The sequence below is a fragment of the Cryptosporangium sp. NPDC048952 genome (genome assembly GCF_043197895.1).
GTDB lineage: Bacteria > Actinomycetota > Actinomycetes > Mycobacteriales > Cryptosporangiaceae > Cryptosporangium.
Genome location: NZ_JBICTY010000005.1, coordinates 40,720 through 64,030 on the forward strand (window position 1 = coordinate 40,720; position 23,311 = coordinate 64,030).

At 72.5% G+C, this 23,311-nt stretch carries 17 protein-coding genes and 1 pseudogene; 16 read left to right on the forward strand and 2 right to left on the reverse strand.

Translation table 11 applies throughout. From position 1 onward, the window contains the following. Positions 1–34: 34 nt before the first annotated feature. Complete coding sequence (locus ACGFY5_RS26830; RefSeq protein ID WP_392724012.1) at positions 35–5,479, forward strand: diguanylate cyclase; 5,445 nt, start codon at positions 35–37, stop codon at positions 5,477–5,479. Positions 5,480–5,494: 15 nt separating this feature from the next. Here the strand turns inward: ACGFY5_RS26830 and ACGFY5_RS26835 are convergent, their stop codons facing one another. Beyond that, positions 5,495–5,833: a three-helix bundle dimerization domain-containing protein gene (locus ACGFY5_RS26835; protein WP_392724014.1), complete on the reverse strand. Its 339-nt coding sequence runs from the start codon at positions 5,831–5,833 to the stop codon at positions 5,495–5,497. Positions 5,834–5,899: 66 nt separating this feature from the next. Further along, complete coding sequence (locus tag ACGFY5_RS26840; RefSeq protein ID WP_392724015.1) at positions 5,900–7,339, reverse strand: glycosyl hydrolase family 28 protein; 1,440 nt, start codon at positions 7,337–7,339, stop codon at positions 5,900–5,902. Between the two features lie 441 nt (positions 7,340–7,780). Between ACGFY5_RS26840 and ACGFY5_RS26845 the strand changes: the two genes are divergently transcribed. The 15 genes and pseudogenes from ACGFY5_RS26845 to ACGFY5_RS26915 all read left to right on the forward strand — a co-directional run bounded on the left by ACGFY5_RS26845 (position 7,781) and on the right by ACGFY5_RS26915 (position 23,270). Further along, positions 7,781–8,383, forward strand: coding sequence for an ATP/GTP-binding protein (locus tag ACGFY5_RS26845; protein WP_392724017.1), 603 nt, complete (start codon positions 7,781–7,783; stop codon positions 8,381–8,383). After that, a complete protein-coding gene (locus tag ACGFY5_RS26850) occupies positions 8,380–9,039 on the forward strand; it encodes an SAF domain-containing protein (protein ID WP_392724019.1) in 660 nt (219 codons plus the stop codon). Before ACGFY5_RS26845 ends, ACGFY5_RS26850 begins: the two co-directional genes overlap by 4 nt. Further along, on the forward strand, positions 9,039–9,866 hold the full coding sequence (locus ACGFY5_RS26855; protein ID WP_392724020.1) for a ParA family protein: 828 nt from the start codon (positions 9,039–9,041) through the stop codon (positions 9,864–9,866). The genes ACGFY5_RS26850 and ACGFY5_RS26855 overlap by 1 nt, the downstream gene beginning before the upstream one ends. Positions 9,867–10,611: 745 nt before the next feature. Continuing rightward, on the forward strand, positions 10,612–12,210 hold the full coding sequence (locus tag ACGFY5_RS26860) for a CpaF family protein (protein ID WP_392725028.1): 1,599 nt from the start codon (positions 10,612–10,614) through the stop codon (positions 12,208–12,210). Beyond that, on the forward strand, positions 12,120–13,097 hold the full coding sequence (locus tag ACGFY5_RS26865) for a type II secretion system F family protein (RefSeq protein ID WP_392725029.1): 978 nt from the start codon (positions 12,120–12,122) through the stop codon (positions 13,095–13,097). The genes ACGFY5_RS26860 and ACGFY5_RS26865 overlap by 91 nt, the downstream gene beginning before the upstream one ends. Beyond that, positions 13,097–13,951: a type II secretion system F family protein gene (locus ACGFY5_RS26870; RefSeq protein WP_392725031.1), complete on the forward strand. Its 855-nt coding sequence runs from the start codon at positions 13,097–13,099 to the stop codon at positions 13,949–13,951. Before ACGFY5_RS26865 ends, ACGFY5_RS26870 begins: the two co-directional genes overlap by 1 nt. Positions 13,952–13,960: 9 nt before the next feature. Next, a complete protein-coding gene (locus tag ACGFY5_RS26875) occupies positions 13,961–14,137 on the forward strand; it encodes a hypothetical protein (RefSeq protein ID WP_392724021.1) in 177 nt (58 codons plus the stop codon). A 66-nt stretch (positions 14,138–14,203) separates the two neighbouring features. Beyond that, a complete protein-coding gene (locus ACGFY5_RS26880; RefSeq protein ID WP_392724022.1) occupies positions 14,204–14,656 on the forward strand; it encodes a TadE family protein in 453 nt (150 codons plus the stop codon). Between the two features lie 80 nt (positions 14,657–14,736). Continuing rightward, the gene (locus ACGFY5_RS26885) at positions 14,737–15,177 is read left to right on the forward strand and encodes a TadE family protein (RefSeq protein ID WP_392724024.1); all 441 of its coding nucleotides are present in this window, start codon (positions 14,737–14,739) and stop codon (positions 15,175–15,177) included. A gap of 254 nt (positions 15,178–15,431) precedes the next feature. After that, positions 15,432–15,848 carry a hypothetical protein gene (locus ACGFY5_RS26890; protein ID WP_392725033.1) on the forward strand — a complete coding sequence of 139 codons (417 nt, stop codon included), beginning with the start codon at positions 15,432–15,434 and terminating at the stop codon, positions 15,846–15,848. 13 nt (positions 15,849–15,861) lie between these two features. Then, entirely contained in the window at positions 15,862–19,317 is a 3,456-nt protein-coding gene (locus ACGFY5_RS26895) for a LysM peptidoglycan-binding domain-containing protein (protein ID WP_392724025.1), read from the forward strand. 22 nt (positions 19,318–19,339) lie between these two features. Beyond that, positions 19,340–19,726, forward strand: a complete 387-nt coding sequence (locus tag ACGFY5_RS26900) for a PPOX class F420-dependent oxidoreductase (protein WP_392724027.1) — start codon at positions 19,340–19,342, stop codon at positions 19,724–19,726. 33 nt (positions 19,727–19,759) lie between these two features. Further along, positions 19,760–20,746: an ROK family protein gene (locus ACGFY5_RS26905; RefSeq protein ID WP_392724029.1), complete on the forward strand. Its 987-nt coding sequence runs from the start codon at positions 19,760–19,762 to the stop codon at positions 20,744–20,746. A 1,177-nt stretch (positions 20,747–21,923) separates the two neighbouring features. Beyond that, positions 21,924–22,643, forward strand: a pseudogene (locus ACGFY5_RS26910) (GGDEF domain-containing protein); the annotation flags it as partial. Positions 22,644–22,769: 126 nt separating this feature from the next. Then, on the forward strand, positions 22,770–23,270 hold the full coding sequence (locus tag ACGFY5_RS26915) for an HD-GYP domain-containing protein (RefSeq protein ID WP_392725035.1): 501 nt from the start codon (positions 22,770–22,772) through the stop codon (positions 23,268–23,270). The last annotated feature ends 41 nt before the right edge of the window (positions 23,271–23,311 follow it).

Here is a 23,311-nt window from a genome sequence, read left to right on the forward strand (position 1 = left end):
GGCACGGCGACGAGTGGGGCCGATGGGTGGGTTCGTGAGCGTGCCCGACGTGATCGGTGAACGGTCCACGGGCTCGCGGGCGTCCGAGGGCGTACCGCGGATACCCGGCCTTGTCCTTCTCGGCGAAATAGGTCGGGGCAACGACACCGTCGTTTATCGCGCTCGACGCGACGGGCCGGACGTTGAAACGATCCAGCAGTACGCCGTCAAAGTTCTCGGCATCGCCGCCAGCGTCGGTGACGAGGCGCGCCACAAGTTCCGCCGCGAGGCCGCGGTGCTGGCCTGCGTCGACCACCCGGGTGTCGTCCGGGTGCACGCGGTCGGCGAGGTCGACGGGCGCCCCTACCTGGTGATGGAGCTGGTCGAGGGCCGGTCGCTGGCCGAGGTGCTGCACGGCGGCACGCTCACCCAGTCGGCCACCGCCGTACTGGGCGCCGCGGTCGCCGACGCGCTCGCCGCCGCCCATCGGGTCGGTCTGGTCCACCGGGACGTCAAGCCGCACAACATCATGGTGCGGCCCGACGGCCGTCCGATGCTGATCGACTTCGGCCTGATCGACTTCGGCCCGGCGGCCAGCGGCAGCAGCGAGCCGGGCCGGGGCATCCGCCCGTCCGGCACGATCGCCGGCACGCTGACGTACACGTCGCCGGAGCAGAGCGGGCTGCTGCACCGCCCGGTCGACGGCCGCTCGGACCTGTACTCGCTCGGCGTCGTGCTCTACGAGTGCATCACCGGACGCCCGCCGTTCCTCGCCTCCGACGTCGGCGAGCTGATGCACCTGCACGCCACGACGGCGCCGCCCGACCCCCGGATGTACCGGTCGGACCTGTCCGGCGGGTTCCTGGCGGTGCTCGGCCGTCTCCTGGCCAAGGACCCTGACGACCGCTATCCCGGTGCCCTCGCGGTCGCCGACGAACTGCGGCGCCTGCTTCCCGACGCCGGGCACGCGTCGGCCGGCGTGGTGCCCTCCGGCATCGACGCGCGTTCCCCGCTGCCGCTCGTCGGCCGCGAGCGAGAACTCGCCGCGTTGCTCGGCTACTGGCGCCGGGTGGCCGGCGGGGTGGCGTCGTCGGTCGTGCTCGAAGGCGCCCCCGGCATCGGCAAGTCACGGCTGGCCGAGCAACTCGTCGTCGAGGTCCGCGCCCGGGCCAGCGGCCGGCCCGGCCCGGTGATCCTCACCGCGCGGGCCACCGACGGCGCGGCGCCGCTCGCCGGGCTGCGCACCGCGATCGACCAGTACGTCCGCGGCGTCGAACGATTACCCGACGGCCCCCGCGCCGAGTCCTACCAGTGGCTCGCCACCGCGGCGGAGCCGGTGGCGTCGCTGTTGCAGCCGCTCTCGCCGGCGCTGACCGCGCTGCTGCGGCTGCCGGAGCCGGTGGCCGACGAGTCCGGTCAGCACCAGTTCCCGGCGGCGGTGGCGACGTTCCTCAGCGAGCTCGCCCGTTGCGCGGGTGGGTTGCTCATGCGGATCGAGGACGCCCACGTCCTGGATTCGGCCAGCGCCCGGGTGATCGCCCAGATCCTCGCCGAGCGGGCGCGCAACCCGGTGCTGGTCGTGTCGACGTCCCGCGGGGTCGCGAACGCCACCAGCCTGATCGCGTCCGCGGAGATGCAGGCGCTGATCGACGAGCGGATCCTGCTCGGTCCGCTGCACCCCACCGCCGTCGCCGAACTCGTCGAGCGGCTGAGTGGACGGATGGACCTCGGCCGGGAGTTCGCCGACCGCATCGCCACCGCCGCGGACGGCAACCCGCTCGCGGTACTGCAGTACTTCCGCGCCTCGGTCGAGGGCGGCCTGATCCGGCCCTCCTGGGGACGCTGGATCGTCGACCTGGACGGCCTGGCCAGCGTCCGCCTGCCCACCGACGTCGTCGCGTTCCTGATCGCGCGCCTCGAACAGCTCAGCGCGCCGGTCCGCACGATCCTGATCGTGGCCGCCGCGCTCGGCGTCCGCTTCGACCCGACGATGCTCAGCGCGGTCAGCGGTGCCTCCGCCGAGGACGTCCGCGTCGCGCTGGACGAGGCCGGCCGGCTGCGGGTCGTCGAACGGCGGGGCGGCGCCGACTACGGCTTCGTGCACTCCGGTATCCGGCGCGCGCTCCTGCGCGGCGCGGACCGGCTGCAGCTGCGCGCGGTGCACCAGACCGCCGCCGAGATGCTCACCCCGCGCGACGTCACGGGCCCGGTCGACCCCGGCCGCATCTACGCGGTCGCCCGCCACCGGATGAACGGCCAGGTCGAGCGTGACCCGGGTGCTGTGGTGCAGGCCTGCGCGGACGCCGCCCGCCAGGCACTGGCCGACTACTCGCCGATCGACGCCGTCGGATACGCCGACGAGGCCGAGCGCGTCGCGACCACCTACCGCCTGCCGCTCCCGTACCGCTTCGACGAGCTGATCGGCCTCGCGCTGCACCAGAGCGGCCGCTACGCCGAGGCGCTGGACCGGCTCTCCTCGGCGATCGACCGGGCCGGTGACCCGCTGGAACGCGGTCGCCTGCTGATCGACGTCGGGCAGGTGCACCTGAGCCGCTGGGACCCGACGGCCGCCGACGAGGCGTTCGGCTGGGCGCTGTCGGTGCTGGGTCACCCGCTGCCGCGCAACCGCACCGCGCTCGCGCTCTCCAGCGGCCTGTCCGCGCTCGTCGCCGTCGCCCGGATGCGCACCGGCCGGACCGAGCGCGCCGGGCGGATGGGGGGCACCATCACCGGGCCGGAGCGGGAACGCAACCGCCTGGTCGCCCGTGCGCTGGTCGGGCTCGCGAACAGCGCGCAGTTCGGCATGCGGCCCCGGCAGATGCCCACCTACGCCCTGCGGGCGCTGCTCCCAGCCGCCCGGATCGGGCCGACACCGGAGTACGTCGGGGTGTTCGGGCTGCTCGGGATGGCCAGCGCCGCGACCGGACGCCGGCGCATCGCGCGTCGGTTGTTCGCCCGCGCCCACCAGGCCGCGGACGCGCTGGGCCAGCCGCAGCTGACCGCGCAGACGGCGCTGCACGAGCAGGACGCCCGGTACCTCACCGGCGACAACGCGCCCGACCGGTCCGCGGCCCTGCTCGGTGAGCGGGGGCAGTGGCTCGACCTGTTCCTGTATCTCAACGGCACCGCGGTGTTCTGCTGGCAGCGGCTGATCCGTGGGGACGTGGTGACGGCGATGGCCGCGTACCGCGGCGGAGCCCAGCGGTTGACGCTCAGCGATGAGGACGATCCCGCTTTCGCACTGGTCGGTGCCGCCGTGACCGCAGCGTGCGGCCGGCTGACCGACGCCCACGAGCAACTCGCCCAGCTGCGCGAACTGGTCGCGGCCCGCGAGGGCGACGTGTCGGGCCTGCGGGTCAACGCGGCGATGACCGAGACCCAGGTCGCCGTGGAGTCCGGCGACCTCGGCGAGCGGTTCGATCACACCCTGGCCGGGTTCGCGTCGATGGGCCTCGAACCGGACGCGTTGCTGCCGATCCAGCGGACGGTCTACGTCTATGCGGCCTACGGGCGGCTCGAACAGTGTCGGCGTGACCGGCACCGCCGCCGTGCCGAGGGCGGCGCCGCGCAGAACGTCGGAATCAAGGACGAGAAGCTCGACGCCGCGCGGCGGGCCGTAGCGGACCTGGCCACCGCCGCACGGGGGCGCAGTTTGCAGGCGCACGCGCTCGTCGCGCGGGCCGAGCTCACGCGGCTGGAGGGCAACCCGGCGGGAGCGCTGGAAGCCGCGCACGCGGCGGCCGGTCCGATCCGGGCGGCCTCCTCGGCGCTGGCCGAGTACGAGGCGGCCCGGGTGCGCGCGCGGGCACTGCTGGAACTCGGAGACCCGGGCGCCGCCCGGCGAGCGGCCCGCGACGCGATCGACCTCGCGACCGAACACGGGTGGCCGCACCGGTCGGACTGGGTGCGCCTGGAGTTCGAGCTGGCCGGCGAATCTCCGGTAGGCACGTACGACCCCGACTGGGACATCTCGCGCTCAGCAGCCGACCGGGAGCGGCTGGCCGCGTTGGAGCAGGTCAGCAAAGCCGCCGCCGGTGAACTGGACCTGCTGGGGCTGGCCCGGGTGGGCCTCGACGAGTCGATCAAGATCCTGCGCGCCGAACGCGGGCTGCTGTTCCTGATGGACGAGGAGACCGGGCGGCTGGAGCTCTGGCTGGGCCGCAACGCGCGCAAGGAGGACCTGGTCGAGTCGAGCGGCTACGCGACGACGCTCGTCGACCGTGTCCGGATGACCCGCCACGAACTCGTGATCACCGGCCCCGAGGACGGTGCGGCACTGGGCTCGGCGAGCGTGCTCGAGTACGGGCTGCGCAGCGTCGTCGTGGCGCCGCTGGAGCTCGACGGTCACCTGCTGGGCGTCGTCTATCTGGACAGCCGGGTAGCGACCGGTGTGTTCCGGCAGAAGGACGCGGCCATCCTCACCGCGATCTGTACGCACGTGGCCGCGGCCTTGGAGACGGCCCGTGCCGCCGAACTCGCCGCCGGCGTCCGCGCCGTGCAACAGGAGCAGAAGACCGCTGACCTGCTGCGGATCGCGATGACCAGCGTGTCGGGGACGCTGGACCCGGCGATGGTGCTCAGCCGGATCCACAACGCGCTGCGCGCGATGCTTCCGTGCGACGTCTCCTGGCTGGTGGAGCAGGACGGGGACGGGACGCTGCGGCTGTCCGGCGAGGCCGGGTTCGAACACGTCAGCCCGTCGACGTTGAAGCTGCTGCTCACCGTCGACAGCCCGATGGTCGTGCCGATCGACGGGCCGTCGAGTTTGCTGGTGGTGCCGCTGACCGTCGCGGAGAATCCGCCGACCCGGATCGGCGTGGTACTGCTGGCCGCCGACGGTGAGGACCGGTTCCGGGAGAGCCACCTCGGGCTGGCGGAGGCGCTGGCCACGCACGGCATGACCGCGTTCCAGAACGCGCTGCTGTTCCAGGAGGTCACCCGGCTCGCGACGCTCGACGGCCTGACCGGCGTGGCCAACCGGCGCCACTTTTACGAGGAGGCTGGTGCGATCGTCGACGCGGGCGGCCCGACCGCGGCGATCATGGTCGACATCGACCACTTCAAGCAGGTCAACGACGGTCACGGCCACGGCGTCGGCGACCAGGTGATCGCGGAGGTGGCCTCGCGGTTGAAACGGGTGCTCGACTCGGGCGGCTGGCTCGGCACCGGGCTCGCGGAGAGCGGGCCCGCCGGCACGGCGGCCGCGCTCGGTCGCTACGGCGGCGAGGAGTTCGCGGTCGTGCTCGGGGGTGCCGCCGCCGAACGGGCCGCGCGGGTGGCGAGTTCACTGCACGCGGCGGTGCGCGAGCTGCCGGTCGAGACGGACGCGGGTCCGTTGCCGATCACTGTGAGTGTCGGCGTCTACAGCGCTGCGGGCACTGATCTGTCGGCGTTGCTCGGGTCCGCGGACGAGGCGTTGTACGCCGCGAAACGCGGTGGTCGGGACCGGGTCGTGGTGGGGAACCGGGCCCTGCCGGTGGACGCTCAGGACAGTGCCTGAGCGCCCACGGTCGGATCAGTACTGCGGGCCCACCGGTCGGCCCAGGCCGCCCTGGTCGCCTTCCGGATCCGCCGCGCCGGCCCGGAGCTGACCGCCCGACGGGGTGCCGTCGGCGCTCTCGGCCAGCGGAGCCGGTCGGCCGACCTCCTCGGCGAGCCGGTCACCGACCTCGTGCTCGGTGAGCGCGGGCAGCATCGAGTCGGTCACCGCACCCTCGGCCAACTCGGAGTAGGCCTCGTGCACCTTCTCCTCGATCGTCTCGCGGGGGACCTCCCCGTCGTAACGCTCGTCGAACTTGTCGGTGATTCGATCGAGAACACGGTCCGTGTCCTCGAACGGGTTCTGCGTCGTCACGGCCGTTCTCCCTCCACAGGCGTTGTTTTCGCCCTACCCGGCCTCTGCGAGGGATAACGTGAACTTTTAGGGTCGGAAGGTCACCCGGGTGGCGTACTGGTTCTTCACGAACGCCAGCTGAGAGGCTCGCGTGATCAGGGTCGACCCGCCGTTGAACCGCAAACCACGGAAGTCGACGTCATCGAGCGGGCCGTTCGGGTTGCCGGTGATCACCGTCGGTAGTCCCCGGGGTGTGCCGGCGAAAGTTGTGTCCGTGACGTCCACTCCCGTGAGCGAGCCCGAACCGGTGACCTCGAAGCCCAGGTAGCGCTCCTGGCACTCCTCGATCCGGATGTCGGAGTAGTTGACGTCGTGCACGTCGCCGTCGTCGCGCACGAAGATCGAGATCGCGTCGCGGGCGTACGGGTCGCTGCGTGCCAGCTTGTGGATGATGTCGATGTCGTCGTACGAGACGCCGGTGATCGGTGCGCCGGTCTCGCGTCCGATCTCCAGGCCGTTGCCCGCTCGTCCGTTGAACACCACGGAATCGTGGACGAAGATCTGGCTGGTCGGGCCCATCCAGGTGTCGTCGGACATGCTGCTCTTGATCGCGATGCCGTCGTCGTAGCTGCGGACGAACGCCCGGTCGACCTCGACGTTGCTGGACGCCACGACGTCGATGCCGTCGGGGGTGCCGGTGTCGTCGTCGTCCCGCCAGTTGATCACCTTGATGTTGCGCAGCGTGACCTGCTGGGACTTTCTCGTGACGACGCCCCAGTGCTTCTGGCCGAGGAAGATCGGGCCGTCGATCGTCACGCCGGTGGAGTTGTTGATCCGCAGCGGACGCCCGTGGTCGACGACGGCGGTGGAGTCGACGATGCCCCGCCCGGTGACGGCGGTGCCGTCGGCGCCCGGGCCGCCCTCGCTGTCCGAACCGATCCGGACCTTGCCACGCAGGATCGCGCCCCCGGCCAGGTGGAGCCGCGTTCCAGGGGCGACCGCGTAGGTTCCGGCGACACCCACGCTGCCGGGAACGATCTGCCCGGCCGCGTTGACGGTCCAGTAACCCGGGCCGACGTACTTCGTGGTCGCCGTGTCGCCGGTCGGCGGATTGTTCTCCAGCGGGTTCGCGAACAGGAACAGCGGCGGGTAGCCGTCGGTGTCCGGATCGATCTCGAAGCTGTACGAGCCGGCGACCGGGATCGTGAAGCGGAACGTCCGGGCCGCCAGTCGCGTCACGCCGATGGCAGCGTCCCGGGGTCGCAGGACCGGCGTCCGGGAGTCCTTACTGGTCGTCACCGTCACCGTGACCGGGCCGCCGCCGAACGAGAAGTTCGTGAAGGCACCCAGACCGGTCGGGTGGACGAAGCTCGGTTGCCCACCGACCGAGACCGTGTACTGGCTCGTACCCGGTGCCCCGGCCGGTGCGGGGTAGGTGACGACGGTGGCGGCGTGCGCGGGTGCCGCTGCCACGAGCATCCCGGCGAGCACGAGCGCGGCGACGGCGAAGCGTCGTAAGTAGTTCATGCCTGTGGCGAACGACGGGCGTCGCGCGCAGTGATGGCGGCGGACGGTTCGGCCATTGCGGACTGACCGGAGCGCCCATTCGCTTCGGTGGGCGTGAGTATCCATCCGCGAACGGCGTCGCACGCGCCGGGGGAGCCTGATCCCCCGAAGGGTTTATCCGCCCGTCGCCTGTCCAGTTTGAGTCGCTGTATGTCTACTGCGAACTTCGCCTGCCGGGTGCCAAGAATGTCATCGGCGGGGCTGAACCATCCTCCGCGTATTTCCGTGGTGACCATGCGCTATGGGTCACTCGGCGTACTTACCCGGGGTGAGAGGGGCGTTCCGATGCGTGCGGGTTTGGCTCTTGCCGTGCTCGTTGCGGCTTTGGCCTTCGGTGTCCCCGCGGCAGCGGAGCCGCCACCGTCCGGCGGTGCCACGTGCCCGCCCGGAGAGGACTGTTCGGTGAGCGCCGAGCGGCCCGGCTCGGGTCCCCGGCCGCCGGCCGAACGTCCGGCGCCGGGGCCCGGGCCGACCGGTCCGGTCGAGCGTGCGTGCAACAACCCGGCGTTCTGCCCGCCCCCCGAGGGCCAGCCGCCGGAAGCGGAGACCGCCGAGCAGGTGGCGCTCCGGGAATTCGCGACGATCCCGATCAAGGGCCCGCAGATCGGCATCGCGCCGGACCCGGACGGCGCCGGCCTCGTCGGGCTGCCGGTCTGGCTGTGGACCGCGGTGACCCCGCAGACGTGGGGTCCGTTCACCGCGACCGCCGCCGTGCCCGGGCTGACCGTCACGGCCACGGCCACCGCGACCCGCATCACCTGGAACATGGGCGACGGCAAGCAGGTCGTCTGTGACAACCCCGGAACGCCCTACCTCGCCTCCTACGGCAACAAAGCGTCGCCGAACTGCGGATATCGCTACACGCGCGCCGGCGAATACACGGTCACCGGCACGACCAACTGGGTCGTCAACTGGACCGGCGGTGGCCAGACCGGCCAGATACCGCAAACGCGAGAAACCACGACCACGATCCAGATCGACGAACTTCAGGTGGTGACGCAGTGAGCCACACCGCGACGCAGACCCCGGTCACGTCCGGGCCGGTGCCGGCGCCCCGGGTGGTCGGGCAACGGCGGGTGCGCGGCGGGCACCTCGGCCTCGCCGTGGCGCTGGTCGCGATCGGCGGGCTGCTCGCCGCGTTCGCGTTCTACGCCGCCACCCGCACCGGCGACTTCCTGGCCGTGCGGCGCCCGGTCGCCGCCGGCGCCACGATCACCGAGCAGGATCTCGCGGTCGTGCAGGTCAACAGCGCTGCGGGGTTGACGCCGGTGCCTTCGTCCCAGCGCGGCAACGTCGTCGGCAAGCGCGCCAAGGTCTCGCTGGTACCCGGCACGCTGCTCACCGCCGATCAGCTCACCGACACCGAGCTGGTCGGGCCCGGTCAACAGCAGGTGGGTATCGGGCTGAAGCCCGAACAGATGCCCGCTTCGCAGCTGCGGCCCGGTGACAAGGTGCGATTGGTGGCGCTGGCTGCTCCGAACTCCACTGATGACTCCACTGCGGACGAAACGTTCACGGCCACCGTCGTCGGAGCCTCGCCGCGGCGGGAGAACCAGGAACGCACCGTGGTGTACGTCGCGGTCTCTTCGGCCGACGCCGCGCGGGTCGTCGAACTGGCCGGGGCCGAGCGGCTGGGCGTCGTGCTCACGGGGACGCGCTGATGGCGCTCGTCGCACTGGCGTCCGCCAAGGGCTCGCCCGGCGTCACGACGGCCGGGCTGGCGTTCACGTTCTCGTGGGCGGCGCGCACGGTGCTGGCCGAGTGCGATCCCTCGGGGGGATCGGTGCTGGCCGGGTACCTGCAAGGGCAGGTCGAGGGTGGGCGCGGTCTGATGCCGCTCGCCGTGGCCGATCTCCGTCACTCCGGTGCCAACGACCGGTTGGAGAGCGAGTTCTGGGCGCAGCTCGTCGATCTCGCGCCTCCCGGCCGGCAGCGGTTGCTGTTACCCGGGTTGACCGATCCGGCGCAGTCCGGCACGTTGGCGCCGTTGTGGAACCGGTTCGCCGGGTTCTTCGCACAGTTGGAGTTCGGTGAGCCCGGGTTCGACGTGGTCGTCGACTGTGGTCGGTTGGCCGCGCCGGCCACTCCGTGGCCGCTGCTCTGGGCCGCCGACGCCGTGCTGCTGGTCGTCCGTCCGACGCTGCCGTCGGTGTCGGCGGCGGTGCCGACGCTGTCCGCGATCCGGGCGCAGCTCAACGAGCGGACGGCGAGCCTGTCGTCGCTCGGGCTGGTGTTGACCGGTTCTGGGCCGTACTCGGCGTCGGAGGTGTCGGGGCAGCTCGGAGCGCCGGTCGTGGCGACGCTGCCGGACGACCGTCGTACCGCTGACGTGCTCGCGTTCGGTGGGGACGTGCGGCTTTCGCGCCCGCTGCTGCGTGCGGCGGCGAGCGCGGAGGGGCGGGTGCGTGCGTTGATCGCGGATCACCGCGAGCAGGTGCCGCGCCGTGCGGTGCGCAGGGAGATGGGGGCTTCCCATGTCCTCGGATGACGCCGCGCCGGTGGATCCGCTGGCGGTTCCCCCTCCGGGGTACGACGCCCCACCGCCGGCAACCGGCTTCCCCCGTCCGCCGGAGACCACCCCGGTCTCCGGCGGTCCCCTGCGCCCAACCTTCTTCCCACCCGACCCACCCGCCCCACCGTTCGCGGACCCACCGCCCGGCCGTCCGGTGTCGGGCGGCCCGCCGCCCGGCGCCTCGCCGTTCGGTCGTCCGGTGTCGGGCGGCCCGGTGTCGGGCGGTCCGGTGTCGGGCGGTCCGGTGTCGGGCGGCTCGCCGTTCGGTCGGCCGGTGTCGGGCGGTCCGGTTGTCGGTGGGCCGCCGTTGGGCGGTCCGGATGCCGGTGGGCCTCCGTTGGGTGGGCCTCCGTTGGGTGGGCCTCCGTGGGATGGGTCGATGTTGGGTCAGTCGGCGGCGGGTGCCGGTGAGTCGCCGGGAGGCCGATCGGGGCCGAGTGGGTATGCGGGGGCTGCGCGGGTGGGATCGGTGGCAGCGGGGTATCCGCCGCCGTCACCGGCCGGGCCCTCGGCAGCGGGCATGCCGTCGAGCGCGCTGCAGTCCGCGCTGCCACCCGTGCCCCGCCGCCCGTCCGAAGCTTTCCGCGTCGACCGACAACCCCACCCCGAGAGCCCGCCGCGCCTGGGCGGAACCGCACCCCCCGAGGGTGCACCGCGCGGAGGCGGTGGCTTGCCGCTCGAGGGTGCGCCGCGCCTGGGCGGCGCCGCGCTGCCCGAGGGTATGCCGCGCGGAGGCGGTGGCTTACCGCTCGAGGGTGCGCCGCGCGGGGGTGTGGGCTCGCCCGGGGGCGAGAACGACGCGGTGGTGTTCTTGCCACCGTCGGTGGTGGAACAGCCGGGCCAGCGGCGGCTGCCGCCGCCCCCGCCCCACCTGCAGGGTGGTCCGGGGCCGCGCCACGCGGCCCCGATCACCGCCGCCGTCGACTACTCCGCGGTGCGCCTGCTCGGTCGCCAGATCAGCGAACGCCTCTCGATGTGGCTACGCAACCATCCCGACGCCGCAGAAGACGACCGCCGCCGCGAACGCGACCGGGTCGCCGGCCAACAGGTCGCCGAATGGGTAGACGCCCAACGCCGCGCAGGCGTCCCCCTCGGCGCCGGCGACGAACGGGCCCTCCTCGACGCGGTGGTCGCCGACCTCGTCGGCCTCGGTCGCCTCCAGGCACTGCTCGCCGACCCGACCATCGAAGAAGTCCACATCCTCGGCTGCGACCGCGTCCGCATCACCCGCCGCTCGGGCGCGGTCGAATCCGGCTCCCCGATCGCCGAATCCGACGACGAGATGGTCGAGATCCTCCAGACCGCGGCCCGCCGCGCGGGCTCCACCGAGCGGTCGCTGTCGACCTCCCGCCCGGTCCTGGACCTGCAACTGCCCGACGGTTCCCGGCTGGCCGCCGTCTACCAGGTCTCCCACCGCCCCTACGCGGTGATCCGCCGCCACTCCACTCTCGACGTCACCCTGCCGGATCTCGCGGGCGGGCGCGGTGACCTGTCGGAGATGATCGACCCGCTGATGGGCGAGTTCTTGTCCGCGGCCATGCGCGCGGGCCTGAACATCATGGTCGCCGGCCTCGCCGGTGCGGGAAAGACCACGCTCCTGCGCGCACTGGCCGCCGAGATCCCGCGTCAGGAAGCGTTCGTCGTGCTGGAAGAGTCACGAGAATTAGGCCTGCACGCCTCCCCGCGCCACCCGTGGGCGATGAGCTTCGAGGCGCGCGAGGGCCACGGCGAACGGGACCTGGCCGGACGTCCGGCCGGTGAGGTCACGATCGCCGACCTGATCCCGCTGTCGCTGCGCCTGGGTGTGCTGCGCGTGATCGTCGGTGAGGTCCGCTCCCGCGAAATCGTGCCGATGCTGCAGGCGATGACCACGAGCCGCGGCTCGATGTGCACGATCCATGCCCGCACCCCGCAGGCGGTGACCGAACGCATCATCGAGCTCTCGCTCTCGCACGGCAAGGACATGACCGTCGAACTGGCCCGGCGTATGGCCGGCAACGCCCTCGACCTGGTCGTCTACGTCACCGTGCAGGACGAGACGCCGATCGGCGGCCGCAAGCACCGCTTCGTCTCCCACATCGAGGAGATCGACGGTGTCTCCGGGGACCGGGTCGCGACCACCACCGTGTTCGGTCCCGGCGCGGACGGGCGCGGAGTGCCGCGGCACCTGCCCGGCCGCATCCGTGACCAGCTCCTCCGGGTCGGCTACGACGCCCGTGCGCTCGCCGGCTGGATCGAGGCCGGCCACGGCGCATGGCGTCAACCGCTGGAAAGCCTTCTCAACCGTATTCCGACGACGACCGCGGGGGTGATGGTGTGAACCTGCGACTGATCGCCGGAATCGGTGGTGCGCTGGTCGTCGGCGGTGTCGTGCTGGGCGTGTTCGCGCTGATCGGCACTGCTCGGCCGCCGCGCCCGACGTCGTCTTCGGTGTTGTGGTGGCGGCGGGTGTGGAACGGCGAGGGGCTGAGCGCATCCGACCGACGTCTCCGAAGGATGCTTTTGGTCGGTTCACTGGCAGCGGGAGTGCTCGCGTGGCTGTTCACGCGGATGCCGATCGCCGGGTTGCTGGCCGCGGTGGCGGTGCCCGGCGTGCCGTGGCTGTTCACGGTGGGTAACAGCGAGAAGCGGGCGATCCAGCGGATCGAAGCGGTCGGGGAGTGGGCGCGGCGGCTCAAGGACATCTCCGCGACCGGGGTGGGGCTGCAGCAGGCGATCGTGTCGTCCACGGCGACCGCGCCGGCCGCGATCTCGACCGAGATCGGGACGCTCGCCGCGCGGCTGCAGGCCGGGTGGAACGGTCGGCTCTCGCTGCTGAAGTTCGCCGACGAGATCGCCGACCCGGTATGCGACCAGGTGGTGGCCGCGCTCATCCTGCACCTGTCGGACCGGGGTGAGCACCTCGGTGACGTGCTCAACTCGATCGCGTCGGCGGCGTCGGCCGAGGTGGCGACCCGTCGTGAGGTCGAGGCGAAGCGGACGCAGCCCCGATTCGCGGTGCGTTTCCTCACCGGTTTGACGTTGCTCGTGCTGGTCTACGGTGCGAGCCGCCCGGACTACATGGCGCCGTACGGCACCACCACCGGGCAGCTCGTGATGGCCGGACTCGGTGGCGTCTTCATCGCATTGCTGGCGTGGGTGCGGGCGATGAGCATGCCGCCGCGGGCGCCGCGGTTCCTGTCCGTTCCCCAGGCGGGTGACCAGTGATCGCGGACTGGCAGTTACCGGCTGCGGTACTCGGCGGCGCGGCCGTGGGTGGTGGTGCGTTCCTGTTGGTGCGGGAGGCGTTGCCGGCGGTGCCCGCGTTGGGTCCGGCGTTGCGTCGGCTGCATGCCACGCCGACGGTTTCGTCCCCGTCGTCCCCGTCGCTGCTGTCGGGGGTGGCCCGGCGGATCCGTGTTCCTTCCCGTGACCTGGCGTTGCTCGGGCGGACGCGGGAGCAGTACCTGCTCTCATTGCTGCTCTCCGCGTTGATCGGGTTGGCGACGCCGCCCGTGGCCGGGTTCATCTTCGCGGCGGCGGGGATCGAGTTGCCGGTCGCGATCCCGGTGGCGGCCGGGCTGGTGTGCGCGGTGCTGTTCGTGGTGGTCGCGCACCGGGACGTCGTCGAGAAGGCGGCGAGCGCGCGTGGCGAGTTCATCCGGGCTGTGTGTACCTATCTGGACCTGGTCGCGCTGCAGCTCGCGGCCGCGCACGGGCCGGTACAGGCGCTCGAGCAGGCCGCGACGGTGTGTGACGGCTGGGTGTTCCAGCGGATCCGGGAGGCCCTGGTCCGGGCGCAGCTGCAGATGCGGTTCCCGTGGGCCGAGCTGCGGCTGATGAGCCAGGAGATCGGCGTCGCCGAGCTGGGTGACGTCGGCGCGATCATGCAGTCGTCGGGCACCGAGGGTGCCCAGGTGCAGCACACGTTGCGGGAGCAGGCCGACTCGCTGCGCGACCAGATCCGCACCACCGACCTCGCGAAAGCCGAGTCGATCACCTCGCGGCTCGACATCCCGGGGGCTGCGCTGGTGTTCGTGCTCGTCCTGTTCGTGCTCTATCCGTTCATGACCCGCATCTGAGGGAGTCGCATGATCAAGGTGTACGTGGCGCTGTGCCTGCGGGTGCAGGAGCTGACCCGCGAACGCGACCGCGGCGACGGCCCGGTGCCGACGTCGATCATCATCGCGGGGCTCGCGGTGCTGGCCGCGGCGGTGGTCGCGTGGGCCACGACGAAGGCCAACAACGCGATGAACTCGGCCCCGTAAATGCCGCTCCGTGGCCCGGTTCCCGGTGACACTGGCCGCCGCCGAACCGGCGTCGGTGGTGCCGCGGTGCGCGACGGCGGGCGGCGCGGTGGCGTCCGCCGGGGTGGACGCTTCAGCTGGGCACGGCGGGAACGTAGGAGCGACCGCGGGTCGTCGCCGGTGGAGTTGGCGATTCTCGCGCCTGCGGTGTTGCTGGCGTTGTTCGCGTCGATCCAGGTCGCGGCGGTGTTCATGGCGCGGTCGGTCGCGTTGTCCGCGGCCCAGGAGGCGGCGACCGCGGAGCGGGTGGCGGGTGCCCCGGCCGGTGCCGGCGAGGACCGTGGCCAGCGGTTCCTGTCGCGGGCTGGTGACTGGCTCGACGCCGGTCAGGTCGGCGTCCAGCGGGACGGCGAGCAGGTCACGACGACGGTCACCGGTCAGGCGATCTCGCTGATTCCGGGGTTCACGTTCACGGTCACGGAGACGGCGCGCGGTGAGGTCGAGCGCTTCACGACGGACGACGGGGGTGCGGGACCGTGAGCGGGCGGGGTGGCTCGGCCGTGGGCGGGCGGGGTGGCTCGGAGGCTTGCACGCTTTGGCGTGCCATAGCCCACCAAGGCGTGCAAGCCTCGACGGCCCGGGACGCGGGCGAGCGGGGCTCGATCGCCGTGGAGTTCGCCATCTTGGTGCCGGCGTTCCTGCTGTTGATCGCTGTGGCTGCGGTGATCGGGCGGCAGACCGTCGCCCAGACCGCGATCGAAGGCGCGGCCCACGACGCGGCGCGGGCGGCGTCGATATCGAGGACCGCGGCCACCGCGCAGAGCCGCGGGAACGAAGCGGCGAAGAGCGTCCTCGACGCGCAGGGTCTGCACTGCGACCCGGTGACGATCACCGTCGACACCGGCGAGTTCGCACGTCCGGTCGGACAGGCGGCCGCGGTCACCGCGACGGTTTCCTGCTCGGTGGCCTTCTCCGACATCGCGATCCCGGGCATGCCCGGGAACCGAACGTTGTCAGCGACCTTCACCAGCCCGCTGGACGTCTACCGGAGCCGATCATGACCCCCCGCCCGTCCCCGGCGCCGCTCGCGGTCGCGGCGTGGGACCCGCTCGCGGCGCCGGTCGCGGGCGCGGTGCGGGACACGGGCGCGGTGGCGGTGCCGGTCGCGGTCGCGTCGCCGGATGCGGGCGCGGTCGCGCTGCCGGATGCGGTGGCGGTGCGGGACACGGTCGTGGTGTCGAATGCGGTGCCGGGCGCGGTTGCGGCGTGCGAACCGCTCGTGGTACCAGATGCGGTCGCGGTGCGGGACTCGCTCGTGGCCGGTGGGGCGGGCGTCTCGGGGGATGCGGGGCGGGTGAGCGTGTTCCTGGCGATCGCGCTCGCCGGGGTGCTGATCCTGATCGGGATGGTCGCCGACGGTGGAGCGCGACTGCGCGCGATGCAGCGCGCGGACAACGTCGCCGCGGAAGCCGCACGCGCCGCCGGCCAGGGAATCGACGGGGGCAAGGCGATCCCGGGCGGCGAGAAGGAGCTGGACCCCGAGCTGGCGAGTCAGGCCGCTCGGGAGTACCTCGCCGCGGCCGGCGTGCCGGGCACGGCGGTGGTGGGAGAGGGCGGGAAGCAGGTCACCGTCGAGGTCACGATCACCCGGGACACCGCGATGCTCAGCCTGATCGGGATCAACACGATCCAGGTCACCGGCCGTGCCACGGCTGTGCTCCGCACCGAATGAGCAGGAGGCGAGGATGAGTTCTCCATCCACGACCCGGCGTCCGGGTCGGGGCGAGGGCCCGGCGGGCCCCGGCGGCCCAGGCGGTGGCGGCGTCCCGGGCGACGGCCGCGGTGGGCGGGCGCGGCAGGTTTTGTCTGGGGTGGTCGCGCTCGGGGTGCTGCTCGGGGCGCTGGTCGGTGTGCCGGTGCTGCTGGCGGTGCTGGGCGGGAACCCGCTGCCGGATCATGTTCCGTCGTTGGCGGAGGCCGGGGAGGCGCTGACGTCGCCCGACGACGGGACGCTGTTCCTGCAGGCCCTCGCGGTGGTCGGCTGGGTGGGATGGGCGACCTTTGCGCTGTCGGTGCTGGTGGAGCTGCCGGCGGCGGTACGACGCCGTCCTGCGCCGCGGCTGCCCGGGTTACGCACCCAGCAGCGGATCGCGGCGACGCTGATCGCGGCGGTCGCGCTGATCGGGAGCTCCTCGGCGGTGGCGAGCGCCGCGACCCCACCAGCCCAGGTCTCGATCGGGACCGCACCGGTCACCACCACCTATACGGGCACCGCCCCCTGGTCCTCTGCCACCCCCCGCCATTCCCTCCCACCCGACCTCGCCCCGCCCCACGCCGCACCCCCCGAAGGCGCGCCTCGCGCCGCGGCGCCGCCTGAAGGCGTGTCTCGTGCCGTCGCGTCGCCTGAGAGCGCGTCTCGTGCCGCGGCGCCGCCTGAAAGCGCGTCTCGCGCCGTCGCGTCGCCTGAAGGCGCGTCTCGCGCCGTCGCGTCGCCTGAAAGCGTGCCTCGCGCCGCTGCGCCCTTCGATGACGCGGCTCGGGGTGGTGGGTCGCGGACGGCCGGACCTCATGGCTCCGCGTCTCGTGATGTCGCGTCCCGGGATGCCGCTTCGTTGGGCACGGCGCCGTTGGATGCGCGGCGGGCGGAAGCGGCGCTACCGGAGGGCCGGGCGGCGGGTGCGGAGGCGTTGCCGCCGTTGCCGGTGCGGACCGTGGTGTTCGGGGGAGTGCCGGGTAGTGCGGTTCGGCCGGTTGCTACCGGGGGCGAGACCTATGTGGTCGCGCCGGGGGATCGGTTGGCTGACGTTGCGGCGCGGTTCCTCGGGGACCCGGATCGGTATCCGGAGTTGGCCAGCGCGAATAGTCTGTCCGATGCGGACGAGATCCGGCCTGGGCAGCGGATCGTGCTTCCTTCGCATGCGCGGGATCGCGGGGCGTCGCAGTATGCGGCGGGGCCCGTGCAGAAGGCGGGGGACAGCTACGTCGTTGCGCCCGGGGACCAGTTGTCCGACGTCGCCGAGCGGTTCCTCGGGGACGCGGACCGGTATCCGGAACTGGCTACCGGGAGTGGGCTCGAGGATCCGGACGACATCCGGCCTAGTCAGCGGATCCAGTTGCCGCCCGGTGCGCAGGATCGCGGTTCCGACGCCCACGCCACCGGGCGGGTCGACGCCGCCCCCGACTTCAGCCCACAACCGCCGACCCCAGCCCCGGGAGCCCCAGCACCGGGCAACCCTGCCCCGTCGACCCCGAAGACCCCCGCCCCCAGGACGCCCACCCCCGCACCATCCGCGCCAGCCCCGAGCGCCCCGGCTCCGTCCACCCCCGCACCAGGCCAGGGCGCCCCAGGCACAGCCGCCCCGAGCACGCCCGCGCCCCGCTCAGCGGCGCCGTCTACCCCCGCGCCGTCCACGGCCGCCCCGAAGACGCCCGCCCCGAAGACACCCGCACCGGGCCACGGAGCACCCGGAACAGCCGCGCCGTCCACCCTGGCGCCGACCGCGCCGCCAGCACCGAGGACGCCCGCACCGGGCGAGGGCGCCCCGGGCACTGCCGCGCCGAGCGCCCCCGCGCCCAAGACAGCCGTGCCCAAAACGCCCGCGCCAAGCGCCCCGGCCCCCGGGACGGCCGCGCCGTCCAGGCCCGCACCGGGCCAGGGCGCACCGGGAACGGCTGCGCCGTCAGCGCCCACGCCGTCCACGCCCGCACCCGGCCAAGGAGCCCCCGGTACAGCTGCGCCACCCGCGCCCGCCCCCGGGACCGCTGCGCCACCCGCGCCCGCCCCCGGGACAGCTGCGCCCAAGGCACCAGCGCCCAGGACGGGCGCGCCCGATGCGCCCGGCCCCGGGACGACCGCGCCGTCCGCGCGTGCTCCGGGTGGGACGGCTCGGCCGGGGTCGGGGGAGCTCACGGCCGCCCCCGGCGGCGTCCGGCAGGAGCCGGACAACCCCCAAACCCGACCCGCCTCGCTCAACGAAGGGCTCTCGCCACTTCTGCCGATCGGTGTCCCGCTCGCCGGCGCGGGCCTGCTCGCGGCCCTCGTGCTGGCTCGCAGCCGACGCCAGGAAGCCATCGTCGGCCGCCACCGCCGGCACCGCGGCCACGGCAAGAGCAGCGACGGCACGAGCAGCCACGGCACGAGGGGCCACGGTAAGAACGGCCACGGTAAGAACGGCGACGGTAAGAACGGCCACGGCACGAGCGGCCACGGCAAGAACGGCGACAACAAGAAGAGCACTCCGAAAGCACCAACCGTCGCCCGCGACGGCTTCATCGCCGCACCCCCGCGCCCCCGAACCTCCCTCGAAGCCCCACCCGCAGCCAAACCCGACGCCAACAAGCGCCTCGACGCCGCCCTCCGCGCACTCTCCACCGCCCTGGTCGACCGCGAGGGCGACGCGATGCCCGACGTCACCGGTGCGTGGATCGAGCGGGGCGTCGTCCGGCTCGTGCTCGACCGTCCGTGCGCCGACCCACCCGCACCCTGGACGGGCAGCGAACTGTCCTGGGAGCTCCCCGCCGACGCGGACCTACCCGACACGACCGGCGTCCCCGCCCCGCTGCCGATGCTCGTCACCGTCGGCACCCGCAGTTCGAGCCCGCTCCTGCTCGACGTCGAACGCCTCGGCGTCATCACGCTCACCGGCGACACGTGGCGCGCCGACGACCTTCTCCGCTACGTCGGCGCGGAGCTCGCGGGCAATCCGTGGAGCGACGACCTCGAGATCCTCGTCGCCGGCCTCGACGAGGAGCAGACGAACAACCTCGTGATGATCGGCGACGGCCGGATCGAGCCGGTCCCGACCATCGCCGACGGCATCGGCCGGATGCGCCGCCGCGTGTCCCAAGCGCTGGGCGTGGAACCCGACGCCCCCGGCCGCCACGCTGCCAAGGACGAGACCGACGACGAGTGGGCACCCACCGTCCTGCTCGCCTCCGATCCCGACCTCGAAGAAACCATCGCGCTGGGCGAGCTCGACGCCGAACTCGCCACCACCGGGCGGTGCGGCGTCGGCGTCGTCGCATCCATTCGCGGTGACCTGGGGCGGTGGCCACTCGACATCACCGGCGAAGGAGCCATGTCGGCGAACTTCATCGGCGTCCGCGATCACGAGCTGCTCGCGGCGCGACTCTCCCCCTCGCGGCTGGGGAGCCTCGCCGAGCTCTTCGTCGACTCCGCCCTGGTGGAGAAGACCCCTTGACCTCAACCGAAGTTGAGTTTGCATGATCTTCGACGACGCGGAACGCGAGTACCTGTCGGACCAACGGCTCGGCCGGCTGGCGACCGTGGATGCCAAAGGCATCCCGCAGAACAGCCCGGTCGGCTTCTCGGTCGACTACGAGGCCGGCACGATCGACATCGCCGGCTGGAACATGGGCGCGAGCCGGAAGTTCCGGAACGTGCGACAGCAGGGCGGTGTCGCGTTCGTCGTCGACGACATCGCCTCGGTGAACCCGTGGCGGGTGCGCGGCGTCGAGATCCGGGGCGTCGCGGAGGCACTGACCGAGCCCCAACGCGAGATCATCCGGATCCACCCGCACTGGATCTTCAGTTGGGGCCTGGACGACCCCGACCACCCGAAGGGCTGGATCCGCCGACTCGCCACCTAACATGTCGAATGGGTCATCGGGGTTGGGAGAAGCATGGGGCTGGTCGTGGGAGTCGACGTGGGCGGTGCCCGCATCGCGGCCGGTCTGGTCGACGCCGATGGTCGGGTACTGATCCGGCAGACCGTTCCCACTCCACCGCGCCCCGCTGACCTGGTGCCCTGCGTCCAGAAGCTGGTCAGTGGCTTTCGGGGCGGATACGCGCTCTCGGCGGTTGGGTTGGGAGTCGCGGGCTTCGTCGACCGGGACCGGTCGACGGTGCTGTTCTCGTCGCTGGCGGGCTGGGCCGACCTGCCGATCGGTGCCGAGCTCGAGCAGCTGCTCGCCATTCCGGTCGTCGTGGAGAACTCCGGCAGCGCCGCGGCCTGGGCGGAGGTGCGCTTCGGTGCCGGCATGGGGGAGAGCAGCCTCGTCAGCTGCGTGATCGGCACCGGGCTCGGGGGAGGCTTCGTCGTCGACGGGCACCCCTACCGTGGCCGGTTCGGCGTCGCTGCGGAGTACGGGCACATTCCGGTGGTGCCCGGTGGGCTGCCCTGCGGCTGCGGCAACCGCGGTTGCTGGCAGATGTACGCGTCCGGAGCCGCGTTGGCGCGCGAGGCCCGCGAGCTCGCGAAAGCCGGCGCGGAGCAAGCCAAGCCGCTGCTGGAGAAGACCGGTGGCGACGTCGACGAGATCGGCTACCGGGTGGTCGTGGCAGCCGCGCGGGAGGGTGATCCGACGGCCGTCGCGATGGTCGAGAAGCTGGGCCGCTGGCTCGGCACCGGGATCGCGACAGTGGCGTCGGTGCTCGACCCGGGGCGCGTGGTGATCGGCGGCGGGCTGGTCGCGGCGCTCGCCGGCGTGGCGGTTCCGCCCGACAGCGAGAACCTCGAACTGCTGCTCGAACCCGCGCGTGACGAGTTCCGCCGCAGCCTGCCGGGGCGCGGATACCGGCGGGAGGCGAGCATCGAACCCGCCCGCCTCGGCTCCGACGCCGGCCTGATCGGTGCCGCGGACCTGGCCCGCTCCCGTTTCCGGAGCTGACGGCCGTTTCCCGGCAAAGGACCCGTACCCCACCTCGCGGTCCTCCCGGGTACCACCGAACGGCGCCGCGATGTCCACCATTGGGCCCTCAGGTCGGGGGCACTTCGTCGCAGAGCGGGTTTGGTGGCACTACGGGGCGGTACGGATGGCCGCGTATCTGCCATGGTGTAGCGGTGTTCGGGTGCTCTCGTGGACGACAGTCCGTTCTCGACGGTCGCGTCGATGCGCACGGCTGCCATCAGGGCACTCCCGTCGTAACGCTCGGGAAGTCGTGACGTTCTCGCCCGGTTCCGGCGACAAACGTGCGGTCAACCACGACGGCGCGCTCCCCGGTGCTGCCGAGGACCGTGAAGAGGCACGACGCCGCGCCGCGGCGTTCTCCGCGCACCGCAGAGCGGTGTGCCGTGACGAGCTGTGCCGCGCCTCCGCCGCCTGCGGCGTGGGCTGGCTGATCGTCTACCAGATACTGGCCCTGTTCGCCGAGGACAGCTGGGCAGCACCGCTGGTCACCGACGCCCTCTACCTGTTACCGATCACCGCCGCGGCGATCGCCGGTGTATTCGCCGCTCGCGCCAGCAGTGGCCGCATCAAACGGGTCTGGACGTGGCTGGCGATCTCCCACATCTGCTGGCTGATCGGCGAGCTGGTGTGGAGCGTCTGGGGCGTCTGGCTGTCCGAGGACCGGCTCGGCGCGGTGGCCGACACGGACAAGTCGATACCACTGTCCGATGTCGCCTACACGATCTCCTATGCCGCGCTGGTGCCGGCGGCGTGGATCGGCTTCGTGGAGACCAGGAAACTCTGGCGCGCGCGGGCCCTCGTCGACGCGGCCCTCGTCGTGCTCGCTGTCGGCTCGATCGGATGGCGTCTGCTCAGCGGCTCCGACCCGGTACAGCCGGACGTCCTCGTCGACCTGGCGTATCCCGCGGTCGGCCTGCTCTTCGTCCTCGCGCTGATCGGTGCGGGCCTGTCCGGCCACCGCGGCATCCCCTGTTCGATCCTGCTCACGATGATCGGGTTCGGAATCGGCGTCGCCGCCGACGCAGGCTACGCGTTCGCCGACGCGAGCAACTCGTTCACCGACGCGAGCCTCGTCAACCTCGGCTGGCAGGCGCAGGCCGTCTTCCTCACGCTGGGAGGTCTGGCCGCGATCCGGCACCCGGACGTGGAGCCACCCATGGAACGGTTCGACCACGATCGCGCGTTCGGCGCGGTCCTGATCTCCGGGCTCGTCGTCGCGCTGCTGGTAGGCGTCGACCAGATCCGCAACCACAAGGTCGACACGGTGTGGCTCGGGGTGACCGCGCTGGTGCTCGCCGGTCTGCTCGCGCGCCAGGCGCTGACGACGCGCGAGCGCACCCGTCTCGCCGAGCAGCTGGACGAGGCGCTGCAGGAGCAGCGGCGCACCGCGGTCACCGACGGGCTCACCGGCCTGTACAACCGGCCGTTTTTCCAGGCGCTGCTGGGTGTGGAGGCGCGGCGGGCGCTGCACGGCAACGGGCGCGCTGCGTTGATCCTCGCCCAGCTGGACTCGTTCGAGGAGGCCAACGACGCCGGCGATGCGGTGTTGGTGCAGGTCGCCGACAGGCTGCGAACCGCCGCGCGCCCCGGCGACGTGCTCGCGCGCTACGGCGTCGAGGAATTCGCCTGTCTGCTGCCCCAGACCGACGAGGAAGCCGCGATGGAGGTCGCGGAGCGGTTCCGGCAGGCGCTGCGGCGCACGTCGATCGTCGTGGGGAGCGGTGAGTCGGTGGCGGTGACCGCGTCGTTCGGTGTCGCGACCGCCACCGGCCACGAGGTGCTCGCGGAAGAGGACGACGAGCCCGTCCTGGACATGGACCGGCTCGTGCAGGACGCCGACCGGGCGCTCAACGACGCGAGGGTGCGCGGTGGGGACCGGGTCGTCGTCGCTGGTCGGGCCGACCGTCGGACGCTCGCCGACGACGTCGACGTTCCGGCCGAGCTGGCGTGGCTCGCCGATCGGGTCGACCGGGTGCTGAGCGACCACGAGCACAGCACGGCGGTGGCGCGGTGGTGCTTGCTGGTCGGCGGGTATCTGGCGCTCGATCACATCGAGTTGCGGCAGGTCGTCGCTGCTGGACGGCTGCACGACATCGGAAAGTTCGGCGTCGGTGCGGCGATTCTGCGGAAGACCGATCCGCTGACCGACGCCGAGTGGGGGGCTTTGCGGTGCCATCCGGCGGAAGGGGCGCGGTTGCTGCGCGGGGTCGGTGGTCACGCGGCGCTCGCGCCGTTGGTGGCGGCGCACCACGAGCGGTGGGACGGGCTCGGGTATCCCGAGGGCCTGAAGGGTGAGGACATTCCGCTCGGGGCGCGGATCATCGCGGTGTGTGACAGTTGGGCGGCGATGCGGGTCGACCGGCCCTATGCCCCCGCGCTCGACGCCCGCTCCGCCCGCGACGAGATCGAGCGCGCCCGAGGCACCCAGTTCGACCCGATCGTCGTCGACGCGTTCCTGGCGTTGCTGGATCAAGACCTAATAGACGACCCCCTCCCTCTTTGAGGGCGGCCCGCCCAGAACGACGCTGCCAGGCGAGCGCGAAC